Annotated in this window: 23 protein-coding genes and 1 other RNA gene; 5 read left to right on the top strand and 19 right to left on the bottom strand. The window is 43.0% G+C overall.

All coding sequences use genetic code 11. From position 1 onward, the window contains the following. Window positions 1-202: 202 nt before the first annotated feature. Window positions 203-751: a hypothetical protein gene (locus AC51G0_RS04575; protein WP_496300874.1), complete on the top strand. Its 549-nt coding sequence runs from the start codon at window positions 203-205 to the stop codon at window positions 749-751. Then, entirely contained in the window at window positions 751-921 is a 171-nt protein-coding gene (locus AC51G0_RS04570; protein ID WP_496300873.1) for a hypothetical protein, read from the top strand. Before AC51G0_RS04575 ends, AC51G0_RS04570 begins: the two co-directional genes overlap by 1 nt. A 179-nt stretch (window positions 922-1,100) precedes the next feature. On the opposite strand, the gene AC51G0_RS04565 is transcribed toward AC51G0_RS04570, so the two are convergent. From AC51G0_RS04565 to srlA (AC51G0_RS04505), 13 genes are all read right to left on the bottom strand, one after another. After that, a complete protein-coding gene (locus AC51G0_RS04565) occupies window positions 1,101-1,565 on the bottom strand; it encodes a hypothetical protein (RefSeq protein ID WP_496300872.1) in 465 nt (154 codons plus the stop codon). A 630-nt stretch (window positions 1,566-2,195) separates the two neighbouring features. Continuing rightward, a complete protein-coding gene (locus AC51G0_RS04560; RefSeq protein ID WP_496300871.1) occupies window positions 2,196-2,870 on the bottom strand; it encodes a hypothetical protein in 675 nt (224 codons plus the stop codon). A 1,335-nt stretch (window positions 2,871-4,205) separates the two neighbouring features. Further along, window positions 4,206-4,565, bottom strand: coding sequence for a PTS glucitol/sorbitol transporter subunit IIA (locus tag AC51G0_RS04555; RefSeq protein WP_496300870.1), 360 nt, complete (start codon window positions 4,563-4,565; stop codon window positions 4,206-4,208). Between the two features lie 9 nt (window positions 4,566-4,574). Next, window positions 4,575-5,546: a PTS glucitol/sorbitol transporter subunit IIB gene (srlE, locus tag AC51G0_RS04550; RefSeq protein ID WP_496300868.1), complete on the bottom strand. Its 972-nt coding sequence runs from the start codon at window positions 5,544-5,546 to the stop codon at window positions 4,575-4,577. Window positions 5,547-5,551: 5 nt separating this feature from the next. Then, window positions 5,552-6,109 carry a PTS glucitol/sorbitol transporter subunit IIC gene (gene srlA, locus AC51G0_RS04545; protein ID WP_496301869.1) on the bottom strand — a complete coding sequence of 186 codons (558 nt, stop codon included), beginning with the start codon at window positions 6,107-6,109 and terminating at the stop codon, window positions 5,552-5,554. Window positions 6,110-6,293: 184 nt separating this feature from the next. Further along, window positions 6,294-7,064, bottom strand: a complete 771-nt coding sequence (srlR, locus tag AC51G0_RS04540; protein WP_496300867.1) for a glucitol operon DNA-binding transcriptional repressor SrlR — start codon at window positions 7,062-7,064, stop codon at window positions 6,294-6,296. A gap of 83 nt (window positions 7,065-7,147) precedes the next feature. After that, the gene (locus AC51G0_RS04535) at window positions 7,148-7,501 is read right to left on the bottom strand and encodes a transcriptional regulator GutM (RefSeq protein ID WP_496300866.1); all 354 of its coding nucleotides are present in this window, start codon (window positions 7,499-7,501) and stop codon (window positions 7,148-7,150) included. Window positions 7,502-7,915: 414 nt separating this feature from the next. Continuing rightward, window positions 7,916-8,674 (bottom strand): DeoR family transcriptional regulator, encoded by a 759-nt coding sequence (locus AC51G0_RS04530; protein ID WP_496300865.1) that lies wholly within the window; start codon window positions 8,672-8,674, stop codon window positions 7,916-7,918. Between the two features lie 32 nt (window positions 8,675-8,706). Next, a complete protein-coding gene (locus AC51G0_RS04525) occupies window positions 8,707-9,063 on the bottom strand; it encodes a transcriptional regulator GutM (RefSeq protein WP_496300864.1) in 357 nt (118 codons plus the stop codon). A 46-nt stretch (window positions 9,064-9,109) separates the two neighbouring features. Further along, window positions 9,110-9,883: a sorbitol-6-phosphate dehydrogenase gene (srlD, locus tag AC51G0_RS04520; RefSeq protein WP_496300863.1), complete on the bottom strand. Its 774-nt coding sequence runs from the start codon at window positions 9,881-9,883 to the stop codon at window positions 9,110-9,112. A 97-nt stretch (window positions 9,884-9,980) separates the two neighbouring features. Next, the gene (locus AC51G0_RS04515; RefSeq protein WP_496300862.1) at window positions 9,981-10,337 is read right to left on the bottom strand and encodes a PTS glucitol/sorbitol transporter subunit IIA; all 357 of its coding nucleotides are present in this window, start codon (window positions 10,335-10,337) and stop codon (window positions 9,981-9,983) included. A gap of 33 nt (window positions 10,338-10,370) precedes the next feature. Then, on the bottom strand, window positions 10,371-11,375 hold the full coding sequence (srlE, locus tag AC51G0_RS04510; RefSeq protein ID WP_496300861.1) for a PTS glucitol/sorbitol transporter subunit IIB: 1,005 nt from the start codon (window positions 11,373-11,375) through the stop codon (window positions 10,371-10,373). A gap of 11 nt (window positions 11,376-11,386) precedes the next feature. Beyond that, window positions 11,387-11,935, bottom strand: coding sequence for a PTS glucitol/sorbitol transporter subunit IIC (gene srlA, locus AC51G0_RS04505; protein ID WP_496300860.1), 549 nt, complete (start codon window positions 11,933-11,935; stop codon window positions 11,387-11,389). A 321-nt stretch (window positions 11,936-12,256) separates the two neighbouring features. Between srlA (AC51G0_RS04505) and AC51G0_RS04500 the strand changes: the two genes are divergently transcribed. After that, window positions 12,257-13,153, top strand: coding sequence for a KpsF/GutQ family sugar-phosphate isomerase (locus AC51G0_RS04500; protein ID WP_496300859.1), 897 nt, complete (start codon window positions 12,257-12,259; stop codon window positions 13,151-13,153). Window positions 13,154-13,891: 738 nt separating this feature from the next. Here AC51G0_RS04500 and AC51G0_RS04495 read toward each other — a convergent pair. From AC51G0_RS04495 to AC51G0_RS04485, 3 genes are all read right to left on the bottom strand, one after another. Continuing rightward, the gene (locus tag AC51G0_RS04495) at window positions 13,892-15,508 is read right to left on the bottom strand and encodes a lipase family alpha/beta hydrolase (protein WP_496300858.1); all 1,617 of its coding nucleotides are present in this window, start codon (window positions 15,506-15,508) and stop codon (window positions 13,892-13,894) included. A 1,054-nt stretch (window positions 15,509-16,562) separates the two neighbouring features. Further along, window positions 16,563-16,659: signal recognition particle sRNA small type (gene ffs, locus AC51G0_RS04490), an RNA gene on the bottom strand. Window positions 16,660-16,829: 170 nt separating this feature from the next. Then, window positions 16,830-17,564: a VP0952 family biofilm-associated protein gene (locus AC51G0_RS04485; RefSeq protein ID WP_496300857.1), complete on the bottom strand. Its 735-nt coding sequence runs from the start codon at window positions 17,562-17,564 to the stop codon at window positions 16,830-16,832. Between the two features lie 90 nt (window positions 17,565-17,654). Here AC51G0_RS04485 and AC51G0_RS04480 point away from each other — a divergent pair, with 90 nt between their 5' ends. Then, the gene (locus AC51G0_RS04480; protein WP_496300856.1) at window positions 17,655-17,960 is read left to right on the top strand and encodes an MGMT family protein; all 306 of its coding nucleotides are present in this window, start codon (window positions 17,655-17,657) and stop codon (window positions 17,958-17,960) included. A gap of 47 nt (window positions 17,961-18,007) precedes the next feature. Here the strand turns inward: AC51G0_RS04480 and AC51G0_RS04475 are convergent, their stop codons facing one another. Then, entirely contained in the window at window positions 18,008-18,427 is a 420-nt protein-coding gene (locus tag AC51G0_RS04475) for a YbaY family lipoprotein (RefSeq protein ID WP_496300855.1), read from the bottom strand. Between the two features lie 122 nt (window positions 18,428-18,549). On the opposite strand from AC51G0_RS04475, the gene tesB reads away from it, so the two are divergent. Beyond that, window positions 18,550-19,410, top strand: coding sequence for an acyl-CoA thioesterase II (gene tesB, locus AC51G0_RS04470; RefSeq protein ID WP_496300854.1), 861 nt, complete (start codon window positions 18,550-18,552; stop codon window positions 19,408-19,410). Window positions 19,411-19,524: 114 nt separating this feature from the next. On the opposite strand, the gene AC51G0_RS04465 is transcribed toward tesB, so the two are convergent. After that, complete coding sequence (locus AC51G0_RS04465) at window positions 19,525-21,318, bottom strand: SmdB family multidrug efflux ABC transporter permease/ATP-binding protein (protein ID WP_496300853.1); 1,794 nt, start codon at window positions 21,316-21,318, stop codon at window positions 19,525-19,527. After that, on the bottom strand, window positions 21,315-23,057 hold the full coding sequence (locus AC51G0_RS04460) for an ABC transporter transmembrane domain-containing protein (protein WP_496300852.1): 1,743 nt from the start codon (window positions 23,055-23,057) through the stop codon (window positions 21,315-21,317). Before AC51G0_RS04460 ends, AC51G0_RS04465 begins: the two co-directional genes overlap by 4 nt. Window positions 23,058-23,182 lie beyond the last annotated feature (125 nt).

Genomic DNA, 23,182 nt, shown 5'->3' with positions numbered 1-23,182 from the left:
GCACTTTCGATTAACTTTACCAAGCACACCGCACTCCAAGCCAAAAGTGCCATACGTTTTAGCATCTGCTTGAGCAATTTGTTAGCCATAGTTTTATCGATTACATTTTAACGAGACATGTACCCTATAGCTTTAAAATAAAATTACAGCGATTAAGGTTAACTGTATGCTTTCTTGATGAAATTTAATACGAGAAAATAATATGCCTACAGTAACCATCAACGACTTACCATATCAACTGCCAAAAGATACAGCGGGTCAATTACAAAAACTAGCTCAAATTACATCTATTCCAAAAAATTTACTGACTGGCGCTGGAGAAAAAGAAGTTGAAGCGATCTGCTACATGATTTTGTACCGTCATCTTAGTCAACACCTTAGAATTAAAGCAATGACTTCTATTCGTTCAGTTAAAAAAAGAGCTTTGATGGGGGAGTTGATCAAACGTGTACTTGATACGACTTTTGTTAACCCTCAATGGGGAATCTGGTCATTAACCAACAGCGAACTTAATGCTGATATAGAACTACATACTCACCTAACATCAATCGCTGGCACATTAGGTTTTGGAGCCTCCGTTAGCAGCGGTAAAGACATGTTAAATAAAATAAAACAAGACAAGGCAATAAGCCGAAAAAACTGGATCACTCTTATTATTTGGGGTTGTATATATTTCAATATAAGAGAGCTTAAAAAAGCAACTAAAGAAAAAGACCATCGTTCTACCCTAAGCACTTCAAGGTTTTTCTAATGAAGAATAGAATAATTGGCGTTCTTGGTATTATTGCAATTTTAGTTGCTACAATTTGGCACTGGGAAGCTGCAGATGAGCAGCTAAAAGACCTACTATTTTACTTATTACTAGCAACTTTTGTAGGCCAAAATATTTGGCTTACTTTTATGGGTAAAAATAAGAAATAAGCCACCTCCAAAGTAATTATGTACTCTTTATTCCATAAGCAAAGTCTCATTTTAAATGTGGACTGAGGCTAACGCCTGCAATAAGGTGCCCCGCACTGAACCAACAAAACACACAGAACTTCATACCAAAACCGCCGAGTGTAACGGGTCACCTTGATTGTTTTGCATTCCAAAACCAACTAATTAGAGAGCTTTATCTTACCTACATTATTTATTCCACTGTAGTAATATTTTGGGTAATAAACCCAATATACTTCATTATCATTAGAGTCTCTTGCCAATTCTAAGTGTATTTCTTCTTCGGCAGTTTTAACTTTAAAAACAAAACGTTCAAGTGGATGAGTATTGTTATACTTTGGAGAAGACATATTTTTCAGATTATGTAGAACTTTAGCCTTATCAACTCCACATTGAGAAACAACACTGATAATTTCGCCACCTAATTTTTCATGTAACTCTGACCTCACTAGACTTGGAATAAATGTTCCAGCCAACGGGGTTACTATTAAAATTGCTATCATTACTAGTATGATATAAGGATTTAGCCTCTTTACAAAAATCATCATGAAGATGAAAGAGACAATAGATATTAAAATCCCAACAGCACCAGCCATGAAGGTGTAATCAAGCATTGTAATTATCATAAGTTTTCATTTTATTAATAGTCATAATTCGATGAAATTTTGGCTCTTGGCATAACGCTGAGCACATGCGCCCGTAACACAGGTGCCGAAAGTGAACACCGTTACACCAGAGCAAAGTAATACCAAAAATGCCGAATGTAACGGGTCGATATGGTGTGGTTTGTTATGCTGCCTGAGCCATAAATCCATTCCAAACTTGGCCACTCAACTATCCAAGTGCGACAAAAACACCTGAACTACAGCAATTTAGAAAATCAATTTAAGCACTGACTTCCAGCAACTTTGAGTCAAACCAACTTGTATGACATCCTGATGAAGACTTACTTGGGCTGCAGCACCAAACTGATAGGCAAAGGAAACGACAATCCTTTCCCTACAGAGTAACGACGTTTAATGCGGTGGTTCATTGCCAATGTCAAAGACTGCAAAGAACACATCAACCGGCATTTCTCCTGACTAACTGGACAGCCTTACGAAGAACGAATGGCCGGAGACATTATGTAACTATGCGATAAAGCCTGAGGGCTGTTACCAACTAAAAAAGCGGCATAAGGTGCGCCCCACTGAACCAACAAAGCACACTGAACTTCACACCAAAAAGCCGAGCATCCAGTATCACCCTTATGGAATTTATAATTTTTTGAAGCTAATTTCAGGTGTTTCTAAAGTGAATATTTCACCGGTATTTAACGTAAACTCAATAAAGAAGATATGACTATCCACAAAGGCAGGTGCTTCGTTTAATTGAAGTTGGATTGTATTACCAGCATAAACATCGGCTTGTTCAAGATAGTGATTTAAACTGTAATATACGACTGCACCATTTTCATATTCATAAAAATCTGTTCTGGAATCAGCATAGATAACATTAAATTTAGATTTCAAAGATTCTCCAGTTGTTAGAGAGTCATCAAAAGCAGATGAAGAGGTGATTTTAATATCGACTATTTTTTCATTTGTGCTTGGTAGTACTGGTGAGCATGCATAAGCTGAGTTTATAAATGAAAAAGAATTGTTCTTGAGCTTTTCGCTTTTCTTAGCAACTATTTGTGTTTCTGAATCCATTGATAAAACAATATCATTGTATTTAACTTCTGTGTTTTCATTATATATATCACCCAGTATCATTGTAGGGTAAGTTTTGGGCTCAGGTGCTACCAATACCTGAATAGAAACATCTGTGAGATCAAACTCTGTAGGGTAAGAGCTTAGATCACCACAGATATCGATTATTGGCTCACTTTTATCATTACATGCAGTGATTAATAAAACTATTGTAAATATAACTATTTCTTTAAACTTCATAAATAACCTTAATCATTATAACACCGCATTCTACTCGTAACCCTTGATACTTTTGTATGGAACTCCATCTCTTAAAATTTCCCTAACGTGGCCGAAAATCTGTCTGCGCATGATGTCCTTTAGCTGAACCAGCAACAAATTCTGGCCTGAAATGTTCACAGACTATTGGCAACTTTTGAGTCAGCTGAGTTCGTATATCTCATCACTTTCGAGCTTAGATGAAAGTAAGCATCAATGATGCAGAGAAATGGCTAAAAAATACCACGCTACCGCCCTTGGACACAAAACCCACATACGTATCTAAAAGCAGGCAATTTTATCACTAGATGTCTAGATTTCTTGGGGCAGCTCAACGTTCTGTGAATCAAGGTGCAAAGGTGGTGCTTATCGAAGGGTTACATCTTTGAGAATGGAGCGGGAAATCTGTGGGACGGGTTTATGGGGCCCCCTGCTTACGAGCCCTATAAACCTTACAAACTGACATGAACGATAGTTTCTCGGGTTTGTAGGGTGTTGAGAAAGAAGTGCACATTTGAGTCATTAAGTACACCAAAGTGAGGTAGCTCCGGGGGCCAGCCAGGGTTTGGTGTCTCAACACGTCGGATATAGCCACGTTCGTCAAGCTACATCAGAGCTTTATCACGTTCCTGAGCGTCGTGCCTTAATCTCAATTTAGTGCTCAAAGTGTTCAGACAGATAGTCAGGCGTAATAATGGCAGGTCACGAGGGATCATTTATTGACTGATAAGTGTAGGTGCAGAAGGAGGACTAAGTGATGACGGCTCGCAAGCTAACAACTTTAGTACTTGCTCTTTGGCAGTACGCTTACACCGCGTTCGCAGACTTTTCTTGGTTTCTTTTCGTTTGCCAGAAGGGAGAAGATATACTTTACGGAAGTACCAAATACCGTGCGGGGATAACCATAGATTTGTTGTCATCATAGCCTCTAGTAATATACATAAAGTGGATCACCTGAGCAGACAATTTTAGGTAAGGCATTGATATTGTTTGGCAACTGTTGCTTACTCTATAAGTTGACATAGCGCATTACTACACAACAGTCAGTTAGGGGATTTTTTGCATCATAAAGTGACATAATCTACCACTATACATGACACCCAATATAAAACAGAAAGTAACTTTCTTACACTTCCCACATAATCAGTTTAAAGTGGAGTATTCGTTATGGCGTTCAGTTCTGTAGAGATATAAGATTTTATTAGTAGCCAAAAATCACATGGAACACATCAAGTTTAATAATAATTATCATTCATAACAAACTACTTACTACGAATAGAAAATTCTCATAACCTCGCTAGCCTTCCCCTGATACTATCAACCGAAAATGATAGTATCTCCTTGCTTAATTGAAATTGGGCAGTGGCCATTGACATGAATCGTACCGGGAAATTCCGGCTCTAATCGCGCATCAAACTTAATAGTAATATGCCCTAACTCCATAAGATTATTGTTTGCAACCGATCCAACCGCAGTCACAACATAATCCTTGTCTGAAATCAGTAGGGTACTATCTGTTGTAATAAATCCAGTTGCGGTACCCTGGTCATGAATGAAGCAGTATTCTGCCGCGTCTTCAGGTGCACTTTGGTTGAATAAAATCAACATACCTTCCTTTAGCGCATCTGGTGCAAATTCACCGATCTGAGTAATAGTAGCTTTAAATTGTAGCGACATATTCCCCCCTCATTGATAAATAAACATAGAAATAAACCAAGCAAACAAAACAGTTGGAGCTCCAGTCAGAAAACGGGAATAAAGCACTGAAGGTACACCAATTTCAACCGTTTCCTGTTTCGCCTCTGCTAGACCAAGCCCAACAGGAATAAAGTCGCAGGCAGCCTGTGAATTGATAGCAAATAAAGCAGGGAGAGCTAAATGTGGCGGAATATTTCCTATTCCAATCTGTACGCCGACTAATACACCAATTACCTGTGCAATGACTGCTCCCGGGCCAAGAAATGGTGAAAGAAGAGGGAAAGAACAAATCAATGCCAGTGTCACTAAACCTAAAGGGTTTTGCGCTAATGGTGTTAATGCATGTGCTATCAAATCGCCAATTCCTGACGCCATAATCACACCAATAAGCATCGACACAAAAGCCATAAAAGGCAGTATAGTCTTCAGTACAGTATCAATCGTATCACGGCCGGCTTGGTAGAATATTGACATGACATTTCCCATCCCAACACCGGCCTTCACTATCAAGCCCTCACTTTGTTGACTTAACTTTTTAGTCGTATCAAACTTGCTGCCAAGCTTATGATGAGTAGTTGGCGCTTGCTCTTTACTTGTAGAGCTAATACTAACACCAGCCTTGTTTACTGAAGATACATAGATACCCTCATGAATATACTGCGCTAACGGACCACTTTTCCCAGTTGCATGAATATTGAGAGTGAAGATGTTTTTCTTAGGATACAGACCGCAACGTAGCGTTCCTCCGCAATCGATTACCACCATTGCAACTTCTTCGTCTTTTACAATGGTGCTGAAGCCGTCAACAGCTTCCAGCCCTGTTAACTGACTAATGTAATCAACTACCTCTGGTTTAGAACCACCCGTTACATATAGAATTTTTTTTCCCGGAACAATGGGAATGACGAGTGGTCCTCCCCAGCCCCCATCACCAGCGATCACATTCAATACTCGGCTCACCACACTTACTCCTTGGTAGAAAAAACAACTGAATCAGACAATGTTTTACCCTGCTGTTTGCATACCATTACTGTAGTGAAGTCAGTAATCCACCCTCGGAAAAAATTAGTAATTAAGCCAACTAGCAGATAGCTCATAGCTAACGGCCCTAGCGGTAAATCAAGTTGAGTGATCCCACTAGCAATGCCTAGATAAATAAAGAGTTCGCCTGGATTGACATGAGGAAACATACCATTCATAGAGTGGCAGCTATAAGAGGCCGCAGCATAATAAGATGGCTTATAGCGCTCTGGTAAAAATTTACCCAAACTTAAAGTCATCGGATTACAAAACACAAAAGTGCCAATAAACGGCAAGATCAAGTAACGGGAAACCGGATTGCTGGCACATTTTTCGGCCAGCCTCTCAATTCTATGCTGGCCAATAAAGCGAATAATGGAGTTCATAGCAACCAACAAGCATATGAGAAGGGGGAGAATTCCCGTTACCATGCCGACAAAGACTTCACCGCCTTTTTCAAAGAGCCCTAAAAACCACTCAGCACCAGAAATCACTACATCCATAAACCCAACAATAGTAACAATCACATTGATATCATTGTTAACTATATTTGTTACTTTAAAAGACTCAAACTTTCATTCTGTGAGCGTAATCACCGAATAAGTTTTCACAGTGAAAGGTTAATCTATCATAGGGAAGAGACCAGATTGATAGATAGTCAATCTGGTAACGTAGAAAACTAGAGCATTAGACCAAATATACGGTAATTCCTTTCTTCTCAAGACTGGTAAGGTCCTCTTCGCTAATATTAGTATCTGTAATAACGACATCTATTCTGTCTATTGGAACAACAACATTTGGACTTCTACGACCAAATTTTGAAGAATCCAGAATTACGATGACTTTATTGGCTGATTTATGCATAGCCTGGCTAACTTGATATGCTTCATTATAGGTAGTGATCCCCTGTTCTAAGTCAAAGCCATCAGCTCCAATAAACAACTTGTCAAACGAAAAGTGGCTAAACGCCCTCTCAGCTAGGCTCCCGTGAAAAGACGCTGATTTTTTTCGAAATGTTCCACCAGGCATTATCACTGTGTGATCGGAATCTAAATCTGCCATTGCATTTACAATGTCCATGCTATTTGTCATAAGAGTTAATGACATAACATTTTCCAAATCAGGAATCATCTGCAACGTTGTACTGCCACAATCTAGAATTATCGAGTCACCATCGTCAACAAGCTCAACGGCTTTCTTGGCAATCCGCACTTTTGTATCTAAATTTAGCGTCTTTTTTTCATCCATCGTCCGGTCTTCAGTTGTGGCAACCGATGGTGAACAGGCTTCAGCACTCCCATATCGTCGAACAACAACCCCCTCTAATTCAAGACTGCGTAAATCACTGCGAATTGTTGCGCCAGATGTTTCAAAGATTTTGGAAAGCTCATTAACGGATGTTTTCCCGTTCTCTCTTAAATAGTTAACGAGCCTATCTCTTCGGTTATCTATATTCATATTGTCTCAATTCAAGTCTCCTTTAGCCTTTAATTTTACACGAAAAGACTTTCAATTTGAAAGTAATAAAGCCTTTCAAGTGGTCATATTGAAAATGCCACGCTTAGAGCTTCTTGTGTACCACTATCCAAATGTTGAATAATACGAGCCTTAAATGGATACCTTGCGCCTATTAAGCTGGGTAATGCTTTAGGCCTGGCAAAAACTGTTAAACCTTTAAAAACCTTTGCATCAACTATTGTCTTATCATCAGATTCAGCCAATACCACTATAGTTCGAGCCTTCCAGCGGCTATTTGTACGACCAATTTTCACCTGGCCTTTTTGGGCCATAGCCTGCAGCATTCGGTTAAAAGCACGGATCTGAAAAAAAGTCAGGCCGATCTGCCCCCCCCATGCAACCATAGCAGTGACAATAAGAATAGTTATTGAATCCATAAGTTCCTCTATCTCTCTAGCTATTATCATAATAAAGGACAGTATTTTCTGCCCAACCGAGAGTTTACTATCTTGACCATCCGTTGTTTAGCCAAGAAGTAGATACATTACCTGCACGCCAATAACATTTGACGAAATGGCTTACAAATACATAACCTTTCTAACAGTAATACTCATAAAATTCAAATGATCATGAAACAAATAATATATGAAATTTGATTTATAATATTCACCATAACCATCAACAGAGAGCCTACAGCTATTCAGGATGATTAGCTTTATAGGAAAATAACAAGGACATAATTGCTTTTTTAGTTGCACTCTATAAAACGCCACTCAATTATAATTAAGTTTATCACTAGATAGAGCAGCCTTATCTGACAATTTCAACAAGCCTTTCAAAAGGATAAATCTTCACGGTGCAATAATTAACTCAATACCACTCTTAGTAATAACTTTCGCCTGTTCTTTAGTGATACCACCATCTGTAATAAGCGTGTGAATACCATCTTTAGGAATAACCACGTTCGGTGTTTTACGGCCTAACTTACTACTGTCAATTACAACAAATACTTTAGCAGCGCTACGACACATAACCTGGCTAACATGATATGCCTCATTATAAGTAGTCAGACCAAGTTCCAAATCGAAACCATCAGCGCCAATAAACAGCTTATCAAACGTGAACTTTAGAATATTTTCTTCAGCTAATGTGCCATGAAAACTTGCAGATTTTTTACGACAAGTGCCGCCAGACATCATGACATTGCACTCTTCATTTACTTCGCTAATAGCTTCAGCTATATATATGCTGTTGGTCATTATTGTTAGCTGTCGTATTTCTGACAGGTGTGGAACAATACAGAGAGTCGTACTACCACAATCAAGAATAATGCTATCACCACCTTCAATGAATTGCGCTGCGGCCTTAGCAATAACATTCTTAGTTACTACATTTAAATACTGTTTTTCATCAAGTGGGCGATCATCATTATTAACCAACTCAGCACTTCCATAACATCGAGCAATCGTCCCTCTTTTTTCTAATTCACGTAAGTCACTTCGAATTGTGGCAGGAGCCGCTTTGCATAAGCACGCAAGATCATCTACTCGGGTTTTCCCATTGCAAGCAAGCTGTTCGATAATTTGTCTCTGCCGAGATTGTTTGCTCATAAATAACCTTCACTTATTATGAAAAGAGCGGATCATTTCTTCAAAAAAGCCACTTCTAGAGCCTCGTTGACACTTTTACCTAATTTTTTAATAAGACTAGCTGGAAGCGGGTACTTGCAACCAATAATCTCATCGAAGGCTTTAGGTCGAGCGAATACAGTAAAGCCTTTCATTATTTTTGCTTCGATAATAGTTTCATCATTATCCAGCACCAAAGCGACTAATGTACGGGGCTTAAATCTGCCTTTTGTTCGACCCATTTTTATTGTCTTGTCAGAAGGCAACCCCATCAACATTCGGTTAAAAGCCCGTAACTGCATATATCCAAGGAATATTTGCGTAATCCAAGCCATGCAAGAAACTACAATTAAAGTGTTAATTTCATCCATACCATCACCAATTAAAAAAGAGGGCTATTACAGCCCCCTTTGTTGTTTAAAACATTACCTGGCCACCAGTAATATTAATTGACTGTCCAGTGCAGTACTTTGCACCTTCGCTTGCGTAGAACTTAAGAACGTGAAGCACATCGTCATAACCACAACCTGCTTTTAGCGGCACTTTATCAATATAGTGCTGCATAACCTGATCATCTGATATACCAAGTTTCTTGGCGTACTGTGGAATAAGACTCTGGAACATTGGAGACTCAAGCAAGTTACCAAGCATCAAGCTATTAACAGTGATGTTATCGTCAGCTAAATCCAATGCGATTGACTGAGTAAGACCAACCGTACCAAACTTAGCAGAGCTATAGCCAGCATTGTGCTTACTACCAACCTTACCTGACTTACTGTTGATTTGAAGAATACGACCACCGTTGCCTTGAGCAACCATGTATCGAGCGGCTTCTCGAGCACATAGGAAGTAACCATTAAGGTTAACAGCTACGTTGAAGTTAAAATCGCTCAGTGTGAAATCAGTGATTTTAGTTGCTTTAGCAACACCTGCGCTATAAACAAGAATATCAATGCTGCCCAGATTGTCATTGATTGCTTTGAAGGCATCAGAAACACTTTGCTCATTAGTAGCGTCAACTTGAACACCAAATGCTTCATCAGCAAACTCGCCGTTAATTTCAGCGGCTACTTTCTTTGCATTCTCGCCATTCAGGTCAGCAATACCTACTTTGTATCCAGCTTCGGCTAGCCCTTTAGAAAGGTGAGCGCCTAACGTTTGACCGCCACCAATTACAACTGCAGTTTTCATGTGTATAATTCCAAATGTTGTTTTTTACAATATGCTCATGCGACAACATGAGTGGTTTACGAATGGACTCATGCGACAACATGAGTCCGTTCTTTCATCAATTAAATGTGAGAGTTGAGCCTGTGATTAGTAGCTTTGGCTGATTACCGCCAAGGTGAAGACTGCCCGGATACTCCGCGTTATCAGCACTATCAAATCGAAGTGTGATGTGACCAAGATTGCCCAAGTTTTGGTTAACGGCTGAACCGACTGCTGTTACTGGAAATGTAATGCCGTCAATCACAACATTACCGCCAACAACGATTACGCCCTTAAGCTCGTCGTGATTGTGAATGAAACAAAACTCAGCGACATCTGCTGGCGCTTTTTCATTGAATAGAATCAACATGCCATCTTCTAGTGCCTCAGAAGCGCATTCGCCAACTTTTAACACTTCAACGTTGTACAAACTCATTCTCTTCTCTCTTAACTCAATTAGTGATTTTGTTTAGTTGTAGATAAACATTGAAACAAACCATGCTAGTAACACCGTTGGAGCACCTGTTAAAAAACGACCGTACAGAACCGATGGAACACCAACACGAACGGTTTCTGGCTTAGCTTCTGCCAGCCCCAGACCAACAGGAATAAAGTCACATGCAGCTTGCGCGTTAATCGCGAACAAAGCTGGCAGTGCCAAATGTGGTGGGATGTTGCCCAGACCAATCTGCGTACCTATAAGAACACCGATTACTTGCGCAATTACAGCACCAGGGCCTAAGAATGGAGACAAAAACGGGAATGAACAAATGAGAGCCAGAGCTATTAGACCAACAGGGTTTGTTGCCAACGGTACAAGCACATGAGCAATCGAATCGCCAATACCACTCGCTAGAATCACCCCAATTAACATTGACACGAACGCCATGAACGGAATGATCGTAGTAATAACCGTATCAATTGTGTCGCGTCCAGCTTGGAAGAACGTAGCCATTACGTTACCCATAGCCATGCCAATTCGTGCTAGTAGGCCATCTGACTGTTCAGTTAGCTTCTTGTTTGTATCAATATCACCGCTACCAGTCATAATCGCTGCCCCTCCGGCATCAACTGAAATATTCTCTGCACGAACCGTTGCTGCTTCACCTTCACCAGTAAGGCTTATACAATCAGCATCGACGTTTGAAACATAGTTATCTTCGTTGATGTACTTAGCCATTACACCTGCCTTACCCGTAGGCATAACATTCAGTGTTGGAACGTTATTCTTTGGATATAGGCCACAACGCATAGAGCCTCCACAATCGATAACAGCACACGCCATGTCGCCGTAATCACAGCTCTCTGCGAACCCATCAACAGCTTCTAAGCCAGTCAGCTCAACCAAACGGTCAACTACAGCAGGACGAGTACCACCCACCATGTACATAATCTTTTTACCTTTCGGGAAATCGATTACTAACTCGTTGCCCCAGCCGCCTTTACCGGCTTGTACTTTTATAGTCTTAGTCATAACGCCTCCGATTAGCTGAACTTAACAGTTCGTTCTAGAGTGATACCCTGCTGCTTCTCAACCATCATCGTTGTAAAGTCAGTTACCCAGCCACGGAAGAAGTTAGAGACAGCCCCTACAAGCAGATAAGAAACGGCTAACGGAGCAAGTGGTAGGCCTAATGTAGTCAGCCCGCTCGCAATACCCAGGTATACAAAAAGTTCACCAGGATTTACGTGTGGAAATAGGCCGTTAAGCGAGTGGCAAGAGTATGAACCTGCCGCGTAGTAGCTTGGCTTGTAACACTCAGGAAGAAACTTTCCTAGTGATAGAGTCATCGGGTTACAAAAAATGAATGTACCTACGACTGGAAGAATTAAGTACCGAGATACCGGATTATTCGCACACTTACTGGCTAACTTTTCAACACGATGCTCACCGACAAAGGCAATCAACGCGTTCATTGCACACAGTAATGCAATTAGTAGCGGTAAGATTCCTGACATCATACCAAGTAAGACCTCGCCCCCTTTCTGAAATAGTCCAATAAACCATTCAGCACCAAAAATTATGGTTTCCATATTTCACCTCATCATTGTTAGGAGGTTTTAGTATGCGCCTTAATTTTCAGTTTGAAAGTGATCGCTTTCACAATACCAACTAATTGAGCAAAATGATTTTCAAATATCAATAAACAGCCTTGAAAACCGTTTTGTATTCATTAAAGTTGCTTAATAAGAGATAGATTAGGTCAATCACACAATAATCACTTTTAAAACGCACAATGCAACTTTCACAATGAAAGCAATCTTCAGCGGAGATACACCATGAATCACAACAAAAACGAACTGAGACGCCTTGGTTATACATTCATAAAAAATGAACTTAGAGAAGCGAGTAACATGCTGACACGAGTAGATAACGGGTTTGTCGAAGCTTGTGATCTGGTCTCTAATACCATTGGCAAAATTATCGTGATGGGTGTTGGCAAAAGTGGTCACATCGGTCGAAAAATAGCAGCTACACTAGCGAGTACAGGAACACAAGCATTCTTCATCCATCCCGCAGAGGCACTGCACGGTGACTTCGGAATGGTCGGCAAGGATGATGTCGTCCTACTGATTAGTTACAGCGGTGAGGCCAGCGAGTTCCGAATTCTACTGCCTCTATTAGCCACACAGGGGAATAAAGTCATCAGCATCACTGGTGGGCATGACTCAACCCTAGCAAAAGGCTCTGATGCTGTACTAAATGTGTCGATTAACAAAGAAGCCTGCCCATTAGGGTTAGCCCCAACATCCAGCGCACTCTGCACATTAATGATTGGTGATGCATTAGCTCTGACAGTGATGAGCTGTAAAGGATTCAGTCATGACGACTTCGCTCGTAGCCATCCAGCAGGAAGTTTAGGCGCAGCACTTCTCACAACAGTTGGTGGGGTAATAGACCGGAACCTAAAAGGGCTCTCTTGTCCAAAGGAAGGGACATTACTCGATGCAGTAAATAGCTTATGCCTAAGTGGAAAAGGATTAATCGCCATTACTAATAAAAAAGTTGTCGAAGGGGTATTTACGGATGGTGACTTCCGGCGTGCAGTTGCATCCGGCGCCAACTTAACTGATGGTGTCAGTAAATACATGTCTAGAGATTTCTACCATGTCTACGCAGCGACTATGTGTACACAAGCACTCGACGCTATGTCCACGCACAGCATAACAGCCTTACCAGTGCTACACACAAATAGACGTCTAGTGGGCGTGGTAAATATCGCTCAAATTCATGCAGCAGGAATTCGTTAGCCATCGAAGAAACAAATTATGGGGTGTAGTGGTGCCTTTCCCTCAACGACAAAATCACAATGTCCATGTCAATGATGCGCATTGAGTCACTGATACGAACTTGTGTCAAATTTAGTCGGTGAGCTGTTGAAAAGTCTCTAGCATTGAATCAAGTAAGCATAGTTTCATCATTCTTGAGACTATGTTGTCTTGATACCGTCCATGCGCCGAAGTTCACGCCTCTTGAATGTAAACAAAGTCATTCGTTAACACTCCACTGTAAACGAACTCAAAATTAGGACTTAATTTAAATTGCAGGGCATGGTTCAGCATGCGCAAACAAACTTATAACTTTGTTTACACCATTAGACACAGTTTACTGGGCGATATAGAACTAAGCCTTTTTATCTAGATGATTCGAAGAAATGACCATTGAGGGGACTTCACACAAGGCAAGAAGAAACCGTTACGTTATGTAAGCTTATAGCTAGTTGACTTTTCATTAATGCACTCGGGGGGAGTGGACACAAGCACTTACCCCTCCCCCTACCCTTCAGATCGGGGATCGAAACGTAATCAATTTCTGACAGTGAAAACTTTAAATCACAGAAGTTAAATCACAAGTTAAATCACAGAAGCCCAACTCGTTTTTGCCCCATTACGTGTTTCAACCGAATGGTGACTCAATGCATAGAAGCATAATTTGGCTTACTTTTAATAATTCCATAAACCTGAAAGCATAGTCAGGTAACGTCACATTCAGCGGTTTATCCGCTGCAATGTTTTGTTAGGTTGATCATCTAAAACACTATTGGTCAATTCAGCATATTCATCCATAAAACGAATAAACTCGATTTCTAATTTATTAGTAGCAGTTATTTCACCCTTAGCTGCCTGAATAAAGTGTTCCTGCTGTAAGTTAATAGGCTGGATTTTCCCATTAATTAGCAGAATCAAGTATTTGCCAGCATAGCTAATTAGATGCCTTACGGCAGGGCTATAATCATCAGGTAATTTAATATCAAAACCACCGTCAACAAGTAATTTCATATGAGAGTCTGGAAATATATTTTTTATTTCGTCCATGCTTTTTAGTAGATGATCGATCATAATTTCATCCTCCAAAATATCGACATGGCCGTTGTTAAAACCGAACTGGCTTACAGATTGTTTCTGTGCTTGGGGGTGTAATTGACTTGAAAGCGGTACAACACCATCACTGTTTTCACCTAGCTTTAGCGTACTTGAATTATTATAGGCATAAAAGAGCTGATGGTTTACAAGTGTAGGTAATGATTTTCTATAAAGTTCTTTTATAAAATCGCTAGTTGGATTTAAATCTTTCCATGCTGGTAATACGAATAATCCATGTTTTTCACCGGAGGCCGCAGCAGGGTGACCTCCAAAAGGACTTGCTATACTAACAAATAGTCCAGCGTTATTTTCTTGCTCTTTTCCTTGGTATTTATTAAATGCTTCTCTAACTACAAGGCCACCCATGCTGTGAGCAACAACAATCATAGGCATATCTCCCATAGGAATTACATTTCCCGATAAAAAGATATTGTAAAAAAAATCAGCTAACTGACTTAGATTTCCGCCAGAAGGGTAGTAGAAAAACCATGCTTGATAACGATCTTTATCCATATGTTCAATGATCGTTTTAAACGATCTCGAGCTACCGCCAACTCCATGCACAAAAACAACTGGAATTTTATGAGCCACACCTTCTTCTAATGCATAAAACATAGTTTTTGCATACTCTAAAAAAGAAGCCGGATCGTACATGCCCATAGTAGAAATTTTCTCATCGAACATAGGGTCATCAAGGCTACGTATGGTTCCTGCGGGGTAATATATAGGGCGTTTAATTTCAACTGGCGAAGGCATTAAAATAGCTTTTGCCCAAGTTACATCAAGATTTTCCGTTATCTCTATGTTGATATTTTTAACAATTTTTTCCGGAAAGTCGGTCGTATTTACAACAAGCTCACGTTTCCCGACTATTTCTGACTGATGGAATACCTGGTCTTCGTTAATATCTGCATATACTAATAAGGTGTATACGCCTTCAGGAAGATTTAACCCATAATGTGTTCCAGTGCCTTCAAAGTACATCGCATCAACTTGTTCATTCTCTTTGAATTTATTGGAGTAAGCAGCAATAACCATTGGTATATTTGAATAATTTTCTGATTCAGCTGTCAATTTCCCCCAAATAAAAAAAGTTTCCTGATCTATCATATGCTTTAAATTTACTTGGCTTGGATCAGCATCTTGAATGTTGGCATATTCCTCCTGAATGATAGAATATTTCAGGTAGGCGCATGAAGACAGCAGGCAAGATAAACAAATAGTTATAAAACTCTTATTCAAACCATCTACTCCAAATATTTTTGTCTCTAATTTAGGTGATTATATGATGTGGGTAACACTACAATCTAACATTTTTAATAGTCTGCTGGCTTGTTTGTACTATCGAAGCTAATCGACCTCTAAATCAGTAAGCACCTGTTTTATTATGAAAAATTTTAAGATTGTACCTATATTGCCCTTAGAAAAGCACGCCAGCTCAAAACATCAAGCTGCCTTAGCACACTATCTCAATGGTCTTAATTGCCATCTTGCTGATATGTAACATGTTTCTTTTTGTTTATCTAGAGAATCGAGCCAATATCAAAGACTAAAGCACACTTTTTTCACCCAAACACCGCATCACCATCCAATAAGCTGTACATAAACACATTATCCGAGTGAGTAATGTGGCCTGCAAATTGATCGAAGAAATCAGGCAGAGTTGTAGTGGATGGGATAGATTGGCCCGTTGCATATAAACAGTTAACATGTTTTCCATTATCTGAGTTAATCCGTAAAGTGCTAAATTAGCAATATCACTGACTTACAAATGTCCAGAAGTGACATATGGATTGTATGGCCTCATTTGTATGGCCTCATATTGTATGGCCTCATATGGGTCGCAAACCGAGGTGGTGAGACGGTGAAGCCCTCCTGCAAGATTGTTTCATCTACTCAATGCATTCGAGTCATTCAAACGCAGGTAAAAGCAAGCCACCCCGAAAGGTCAAACAACCACTAGCACAGGCTCGGTTTGCCAAATCTGAGTACGTAGACTAAACCTAACTTATCAATAACCTAAGCAGTTACCTCACAAATCAGCCAGCAGAACACTACCCGATTAAAATTCATCACCTTTCGGGTTTACGGGTGCGATGAAAAACAGCCTAGCATCGTATCAAAGAGAAACTGGTTGCCTATTTGAGCCGAGAAGAGAAATTTGAATTACACTTTTGACTGGAGGTGATAGGAGCGAAGTTAGTGTGTTCTATTTTGTGATCTATAATGTGTTACAAGGAAGTGGTTAGACTAGGTATCTTATTGATAGATAAGCATATTTCAGATGGGTGGAAGCCCCCACCAGCCACATCCCGGCACACACGTCGCCCGCTGCGGTTGCTCCCTTCCGGGCCTGGCCGAGTTCACAGGTTAGTGTTGCGGGAGGACCAATGGGGGCCTCCATAGATTCTTTGTCTCGTTTCGAGAACGGGAGAGATTATCCGCTAACGCCCGCGACAATGCAAGGGGTCAATACGCCTTATTGAGCTGACTGCTGTTTTATTACCCAAAAGCCAGCTTTTATGCAGAATATTCGACATAACCAGCTGAAAATAAAGCGGGTTTATAGCTCTTCTTCTGGTTCTTCTAACAAGAACTCACCCAATAATGCGCCGCCCAAGACTAATAGCCAGGCAACCAATACCGGGTTGGGCACTTCAAAATATGGAACGATAACCAAAGTCGCGAACCCGACTGCTGGCAAGATCCAGGTTAGACGCGGCACCCAATCTCGCAGCTTGCCTTTCATCATCTCCTGCATGGCGGCTATCAGGCCTGTTACACACAGGGCCACCAGCGCGGCATGCTCCATGCCACCTACCCACAACGGGATAACCAGGAACAGGGGCCACCAGGTATTTCCCTTGACCGGATGCCAGCTTCGGGCGACATACCAAATCAAAGTAACAGCCAAGATTTGGATCACCGTATACGATGCATAACCGGGTAGCTTACCTTCACCCTGGAGCGCCATCAGGCCCACATCCATTGCAAGTACAATAGAGATCAATAAGGCAGCTAGCTGCCAGCCGCTCTTGGGCGAGAAACTCACTGCAAAAACAGGTAACATCATAAAAATACTGATCGACAAGGCCAATGGCTGCTCTGGCAAAACAGCACCATAAGCACCCAGGCCAAGCAATAACAGCCAGGCATGAAGGCCACCTTGCGGCAGCAACCATAAGGCAGGAATTGCTAGTGCCAGTGCGGGGAGCTCTCCTTGGCTGTAACCTAGTGCACTGACACCCAACACGGTCAGCGCAATGCTAACCACAACAAGTAACGCGGCATACAACATGGCAGCACCTCCTTGCGTTAACCGATAGTGCAAAGGAGAAACTCTAAACTCAGCAACTATCGGGATGTTTTGTTCGGCTCAGGTATAAATATGGACGATTTTGCAGGTCAAATCTATAGCCAGGTTCACCAAATTCCCTATGGCAAAGTGGCAACTTATGGTGATATTGCTATATTTGCGGGGTTCCCCGGCTATGCCCGCCAGGTAGGACGCCTAATGGCGACTTTGCCTGAAGGCTCAAAACTACCTTGGCACCGGGTGGTAAATGCTAAAGGGATGATATCACTCTCAGGCCATGACTTGCATCGCCAGCGCGATTGCTTACTAGAAGAAGGGATAGAAGTGGCAGAATCAGGAAAGCTGAAGTTGGCAAAATACCGCTGGGACGGTAGGTAATCAATATCCCTCCACGCCCCTTTATAGGGAGTGGAGGAAACAAGTGCCTACTGCACTTTCACCAGCATTAAATTCAGCTTAGTTGTAAGTGCTGGGCCAGTGATCACAGGGTTAGCTGTGTCAGTAATAAACACCAGCTTGCCGTTTACTTCGATACGGGCACTAACAGAATAGGTATGATTCGGTTTTATTTCTTCTTTCATGAAGTTCAGAAGGAAATCAAAAGGAACTTGCTTGCCATCAGCCATAAAGGCCTGGCTGCTGATCACGTCGGCAGGGGCGTCCATTTTAGAGACATCTGCTAGTGTTACGGTGATACGTGCATTATCCGGCAATGCGATGCGCTCACGGTATGTCAAAGAGCCTTCCACTGTACCCAAATCAGCGTCTTGCTGGACTAAATTCGTACAAGCCGAAATAACCAATACCACAGCTAAAGCTGAAATCAGTGCAAAAATCTTTTTCATCCCTCTCCCCTTTCAACCTAAACACGAGCTGATAAGATTGCAATTACCCGTTAATTGCACTTGAATTTGTGTCTAAGTACCCGTAAAAATCAGCTAATAATAACATGGAACTTGGAGCTCCGATGAGTAAAGAACTGAATGAACTTCTCACTCTGTTACACTTAGAGCAACTGGAGCAAGGTTTGTTCCGCGGCCAGAGTGAGCATTTAGGGCTGCCGCAGGTATATGGCGGCCAGGTTATTGGCCAATCGCTATCCGCCGCCAAAGAAACCGTCGACGAAAACCGTCAGGTTCACTCTTTTCATAGCTACTTCCTACGCCCAGGTGATCCGCAAAAACCGATCATCTACGATGTTGAAACCCTTCGAGATGGCAGAAGTTTCAGCACCCGACGCGTAAAAGCCATCCAGTACGGCCGCCCTATTTTCTACCTGACAGCGTCTTACCAAGCCGAAGAGTCCGGGTTGAATCACCAGTCAACCATGCCTGATGTACCACCGCCAGAATCCCTGCTCTCAGAACAAGCCCTGGTGCAGTCGATTGCCCAGCATCTTCCTCAAAAGGCTGTCGATACCTTTGGCCGGGAAAGACCGATTGAAGTCCGCCCGGTTACTATTGTAAATCCGTTGGCCCCCAAACCCGAGGCACCAAAGCAGTATTTATGGATCAAGGCCAATGGCGAAATGCCCGATGATCCTCGCATCCACCAATATGTTCTCGCCTATGCATCTGACTGGGGGTTTCTAGTCACAGCGCTGCAACCGCATGGTGTTACGTTGATGACGCCGAAAATGAAGGTAGCCACCATTGATCACTCGATGTGGTATCACCGTCCATTTCGGATGGATGAATGGTTGCTCTATGCCATTGATAGCCCGTCAGCCAGCGGAGCCCGCGGCCTTGTTCGCGGTGAAATCTACAACCAAAAAGGCGAACTGGTTGCCTCTGCAGTTCAAGAAGGCCTAATGCGTCAGGGCCTGTAATCCAATAGCGTTAATCAGCAGAGGTTGATCGCTCAACCTCTGTTATTCGATAATAAAGCTCTGTTCTTTCGGGATGTTATACAAAAACGCGGGCTCAAGATTGTCAGTATCCGGTCAACTTTCCGATACTGCAGGCTCGACAGGAGCGGAGCCTTCTAGCAAATGTAAATGCTCGCCAGCCTGTTGCAGCTGGTACATTTGCCAGTAATGTCCCTGGTGGGCGAGCAACTGCTGGTGATTACCCCGCTCTGTCACCATTCCGTGATTAAGCACCAATATTTCATCCGCCTCCATGATGGTCGACAGGCGATGGGCTATCACCACGATACTCATATCTTGACGCAAAGTATGGAGAGCTTTTTGGATCTGATGCTCGGTACCCGAATCAATATTCGCGGTGGCTTCATCGAGGATCAGAATTTTAGGCTGGGCAACCAGTACTCTCGCCATCGCCAGCAGCTGTTTCTGTCCTGCTGACAAGTTGGCTTCGCCACTTCCCAAACGGGTATCCAGCCCCTGTTGATAAGCGAGTATCTGCCCGTCCAGCCCTACTTTCACCAAGACCTGCCAGATAATATCGTCGCTGACATTTCGCCCCAGACAAACATTTTCTCTGACCGTATCGCTAAGTACGTGCGGATCTTGCTGTACCATTGCAATCCCCTCCCGCAATACCGACTGTTCAAGGGATGCCAGTGGCCTACCGTCCAGTTGAAGATCACCTTGGCTGACCGGATAGAACCCCATCATCAAAGAAGCCAGGGTACTTTTGCCGCTACCTGTATGGCCTACCAACGCCAAGAATCCCCGGTGCGGCAGATCAACATTGATCCCCTTCAGCACTTGTTGTTTGCCATCATAACTAAACGCCACATCATGGCACTCAAGCCTCCCCTCTAGCAGAGGCCGATCGTCATCACCATAACTCTGCTGTTTGGCATCGATGAATCCAAAGATCCGCTCACTGGCAACCAGCGCCTGCTGAAGTAGGGAAAGCTGCTGGGTAAGCTCGATCAATGGCTCAGTTACCCGGCCGAGATAACTAATAAACGCATACAGCACCCCGACACCAACCAGCTCAGTTCCACTGATACCAAACAAGGCGACAATCGACAGCAAAGCAACCCCTGAGAGAAAATCAATCAACGGCCTCAGCAATAAACCATTGAGTTTCATCACCCCGATCTGAGAATCAAGATGACGGCGGGTCAGAGCTGAAAACTGCTGGCTAAATGCCCGCTCCTGACGCATTAGCTGGATCAGGCTCATTCCCTGAATCGACTCACTCATCGAGGCATTGATATCAGCCAGCAAATCACGCATTTTGCGGTATGCATCAGCACTTTTGCGCTGATAAAACACCATGACAGCAACAACAATTGGCAGCAAAATTAAAACTACCATGGTCAAGCGCCAGCTCAACAGGCTCATTACCACCAGCATTACGCTGATCAAAATAACATTCTTCAGTACCGTCCCTATCACTAAAACGTAAAAGTCTTTGATGGATTCGGTATCGTTGGTGATCCGGGAGATCAGCCTGCCGGTCGGCATATAATCAAAAGCCGATAACGGCTGGTTAAGTACTTTGCCAAACAACTGCTTGCGGACCGTTTGGACAACACCAATCGCTATTTCATTGAACCGCAGTGCCTGAATGTACTTAAACCAGGCTGCAATGCACATCAATCCGATATAGGCCAGTGCCAGCCCTGTCACTAGCCCAAACGGATAGTCATTCTTGGTGATATGGTTGTCAATAAAGAGCTGGATCAGCCAGGGACCGGAAACATCCGCCAGCGAAGCCACCAAGAGCAGACTGATGGCAATGGCTAGCTTCTTCTTGTCATGTAACGCATAGCCCAACAACCGCTTGAGTACCGCTTTATTTACGGCTTTTCCTGTCATTTAGCCCCCTCAATCGCTTGTTCCAGCTTCTGGTAACGGTACATTTCGGCGTACCAGCTACCCGCTCCGATTAACAGCTGGTGATCACCTTGCTCGGCAATCTGGCCATGCTGCAGAACCAGAATATTATCGGCTTGTTCCAGCGCGGTCAGGCGGTGGGCAATAACTATCACTGTTTGCTTCTGTTGCTGTCTCAGGTTTGCCAAGATCCGGTGCTCAGTTTTGCCATCAACGGCCGAAAGAGCATCATCCAATACCAGAATTTCCGCCTCCAGCAACAATGCACGAGCAATCGAAATTCGCTGCTTTTGCCCCCCTGACAACGTGATCCCCTTCTCACCGACCAAGGTGTCATAGCCTTCCGGAAACTGGATGATATCCTCATCGATACAGGCCGCTTTCGCCGCCTCACGAATTTGCTCCAAGGTGGCATCCGGCATCCCAAGGGCAATATTGTCGGCAATCGAACGGGAGAACAGAAACGGACTTTGGCTAACTACCGCAAACCGGCTACGCCAGTGATTAAGGTTGGCTTCTGTAATGCTGATCCCGCCATAGCTGATGCTCCCCTGCTCTAGTTCCTGCTGACGCAGCAGCAGTGACAACAAAGTTGACTTACCGCTGCCAATAGGCCCGGCAATACCAAGCATCTGTCCGGCCCGCAAGGTAAAATTCACGTCAGTCAGCGCCGCCTGCATCTGTCCGTTCCAGCGAAACTCTTCAATATTGATCTGCAAAGCCTGCTGCGTTGCTTCCAGCGCCGCATCACCACTGACGATTTCAGGCGCTTCATCAAAAATATGCTGTAGTCGTTTCCAAGCAGCCGATCCCCGTTCCAGAATGTTAAACAGCCAGGCCATTGCCAACATCGGCCAGATCATCAATCCTTGGTACAGGGCAAATGCGGTGAGATCCCCCAACGTCAGGCGCCCCTGCGAAACCATATACCCACCACCAGCAATACTCAGAAAGAAAGACATACCAATCGTCAGCTGGATCACCGGATCGAATTTGGCATCCACTTTCTCCACGGCAAGATTCTTTTCCCCGGCTCTATCAACCACCTTGGAAAAGTCGGCTTGCTGACGCTGCTCCAGGCCAAAAGCACGGATCATTCTCACGCCATTGAGGGTTTCCTGTGTTTTATCGGTAAGATCAGAAAATGCCGCCTGCGATTGTGAAAAACAGGTATGGAGCTGACGCCCAAAACGGAACACAGCCACCGCCATAAAGGGCATCGGCAACAATGCCAGAATGGTTAATTCCCAACTCAGCATCGTCGTCATCACAAACAAAACGGCGATCCCCATAATCAGCGAATCAGCAGCTGTCAGTACCCCTTCCCCGGCCGTCATTACGACAGCGTTGACATCATTGGTGGAGCGAGCCATCAGATCGCCTGTTTTATAACGCTCAAAAAATACCGGAGGGTGAGAAGAAAAGTGGCGGTAGAGGCGATTACGCAGCACCGTCCCTAGTTCTGCCGCTGCGCCAAACAGCCATACGCGCCAGATAATACGCAGGATATAAATAACAAACCACAGCACAGCAATACCGGCCAGCCAGCTCAGCATAACTGGCAGGCTGATCTCCCCCGTCACGACACCATCGACAATCCAGCCAATTGCCCGCGGAGGCAATAGCTCAAACAGAGAGACCAGGATCAATATTAATATCGCACCGCCATAACGGCGCCACTGCTGGCGGAAATACCATCTCAGTTGCCAGAAAATCTGCATATCCCCTCCACAACAGCAGGCATAGCCAAAGTTTATGACGAATTAAAGTCAGTCAGAGAAGCAATTGCACCACCGGTGCAACTAGCGGAAGAAGTGATCGCGCATCAAAGCGAAAAGAAAGGCTG

It is taken from the genome of Photobacterium sp. HL06 (assembly GCF_059552575.1).
The sequence above is the reverse complement of the archived record's forward strand: the minus strand, read 5'-3'. Positions and strand labels throughout refer to the sequence as shown.

Excerpts from the sequence above, each read along its gene's own strand:
- AC51G0_RS04575 (WP_496300874.1), top strand. The coding sequence starts at position 203 with ATGCCTACAGTAACCATCAACGACTTACCATATCAACTGCCAAAAGAT.
- AC51G0_RS04570 (WP_496300873.1), top strand. The coding sequence starts at position 751 with ATGAAGAATAGAATAATTGGCGTTCTTGGTATTATTGCAATTTTAGTT.
- AC51G0_RS04565 (WP_496300872.1), bottom strand. The coding sequence starts at position 1,565 with ATGATAATTACAATGCTTGATTACACCTTCATGGCTGGTGCTGTTGGG.
- AC51G0_RS04560 (WP_496300871.1), bottom strand. The coding sequence starts at position 2,870 with ATGAAGTTTAAAGAAATAGTTATATTTACAATAGTTTTATTAATCACT.
- AC51G0_RS04555 (WP_496300870.1), bottom strand. The coding sequence starts at position 4,565 with ATGTCGCTACAATTTAAAGCTACTATTACTCAGATCGGTGAATTTGCA.
- srlA (WP_496301869.1), bottom strand. The coding sequence starts at position 6,109 with ATGGATGTAGTGATTTCTGGTGCTGAGTGGTTTTTAGGGCTCTTTGAA.
- srlR (WP_496300867.1), bottom strand. The coding sequence starts at position 7,064 with ATGAATATAGATAACCGAAGAGATAGGCTCGTTAACTATTTAAGAGAG.
- AC51G0_RS04535 (WP_496300866.1), bottom strand. The coding sequence starts at position 7,501 with ATGGATTCAATAACTATTCTTATTGTCACTGCTATGGTTGCATGGGGG.
- AC51G0_RS04530 (WP_496300865.1), bottom strand. The coding sequence starts at position 8,674 with ATGAGCAAACAATCTCGGCAGAGACAAATTATCGAACAGCTTGCTTGC.
- AC51G0_RS04525 (WP_496300864.1), bottom strand. The coding sequence starts at position 9,063 with ATGGATGAAATTAACACTTTAATTGTAGTTTCTTGCATGGCTTGGATT.
- srlD (WP_496300863.1), bottom strand. The coding sequence starts at position 9,883 with ATGAAAACTGCAGTTGTAATTGGTGGCGGTCAAACGTTAGGCGCTCAC.
- AC51G0_RS04515 (WP_496300862.1), bottom strand. The coding sequence starts at position 10,337 with ATGAGTTTGTACAACGTTGAAGTGTTAAAAGTTGGCGAATGCGCTTCT.
- srlE (WP_496300861.1), bottom strand. The coding sequence starts at position 11,375 with ATGACTAAGACTATAAAAGTACAAGCCGGTAAAGGCGGCTGGGGCAAC.
- srlA (WP_496300860.1), bottom strand. The coding sequence starts at position 11,935 with ATGGAAACCATAATTTTTGGTGCTGAATGGTTTATTGGACTATTTCAG.
- AC51G0_RS04500 (WP_496300859.1), top strand. The coding sequence starts at position 12,257 with ATGCTGACACGAGTAGATAACGGGTTTGTCGAAGCTTGTGATCTGGTC.
- AC51G0_RS04485 (WP_496300857.1), bottom strand. The coding sequence starts at position 17,564 with ATGTTGTATGCCGCGTTACTTGTTGTGGTTAGCATTGCGCTGACCGTG.
- AC51G0_RS04480 (WP_496300856.1), top strand. The coding sequence starts at position 17,655 with ATGGACGATTTTGCAGGTCAAATCTATAGCCAGGTTCACCAAATTCCC.
- AC51G0_RS04475 (WP_496300855.1), bottom strand. The coding sequence starts at position 18,427 with ATGAAAAAGATTTTTGCACTGATTTCAGCTTTAGCTGTGGTATTGGTT.
- tesB (WP_496300854.1), top strand. The coding sequence starts at position 18,550 with ATGAGTAAAGAACTGAATGAACTTCTCACTCTGTTACACTTAGAGCAA.
- AC51G0_RS04465 (WP_496300853.1), bottom strand. The coding sequence starts at position 21,318 with ATGACAGGAAAAGCCGTAAATAAAGCGGTACTCAAGCGGTTGTTGGGC.
- AC51G0_RS04460 (WP_496300852.1), bottom strand. The coding sequence starts at position 23,057 with ATGCAGATTTTCTGGCAACTGAGATGGTATTTCCGCCAGCAGTGGCGC.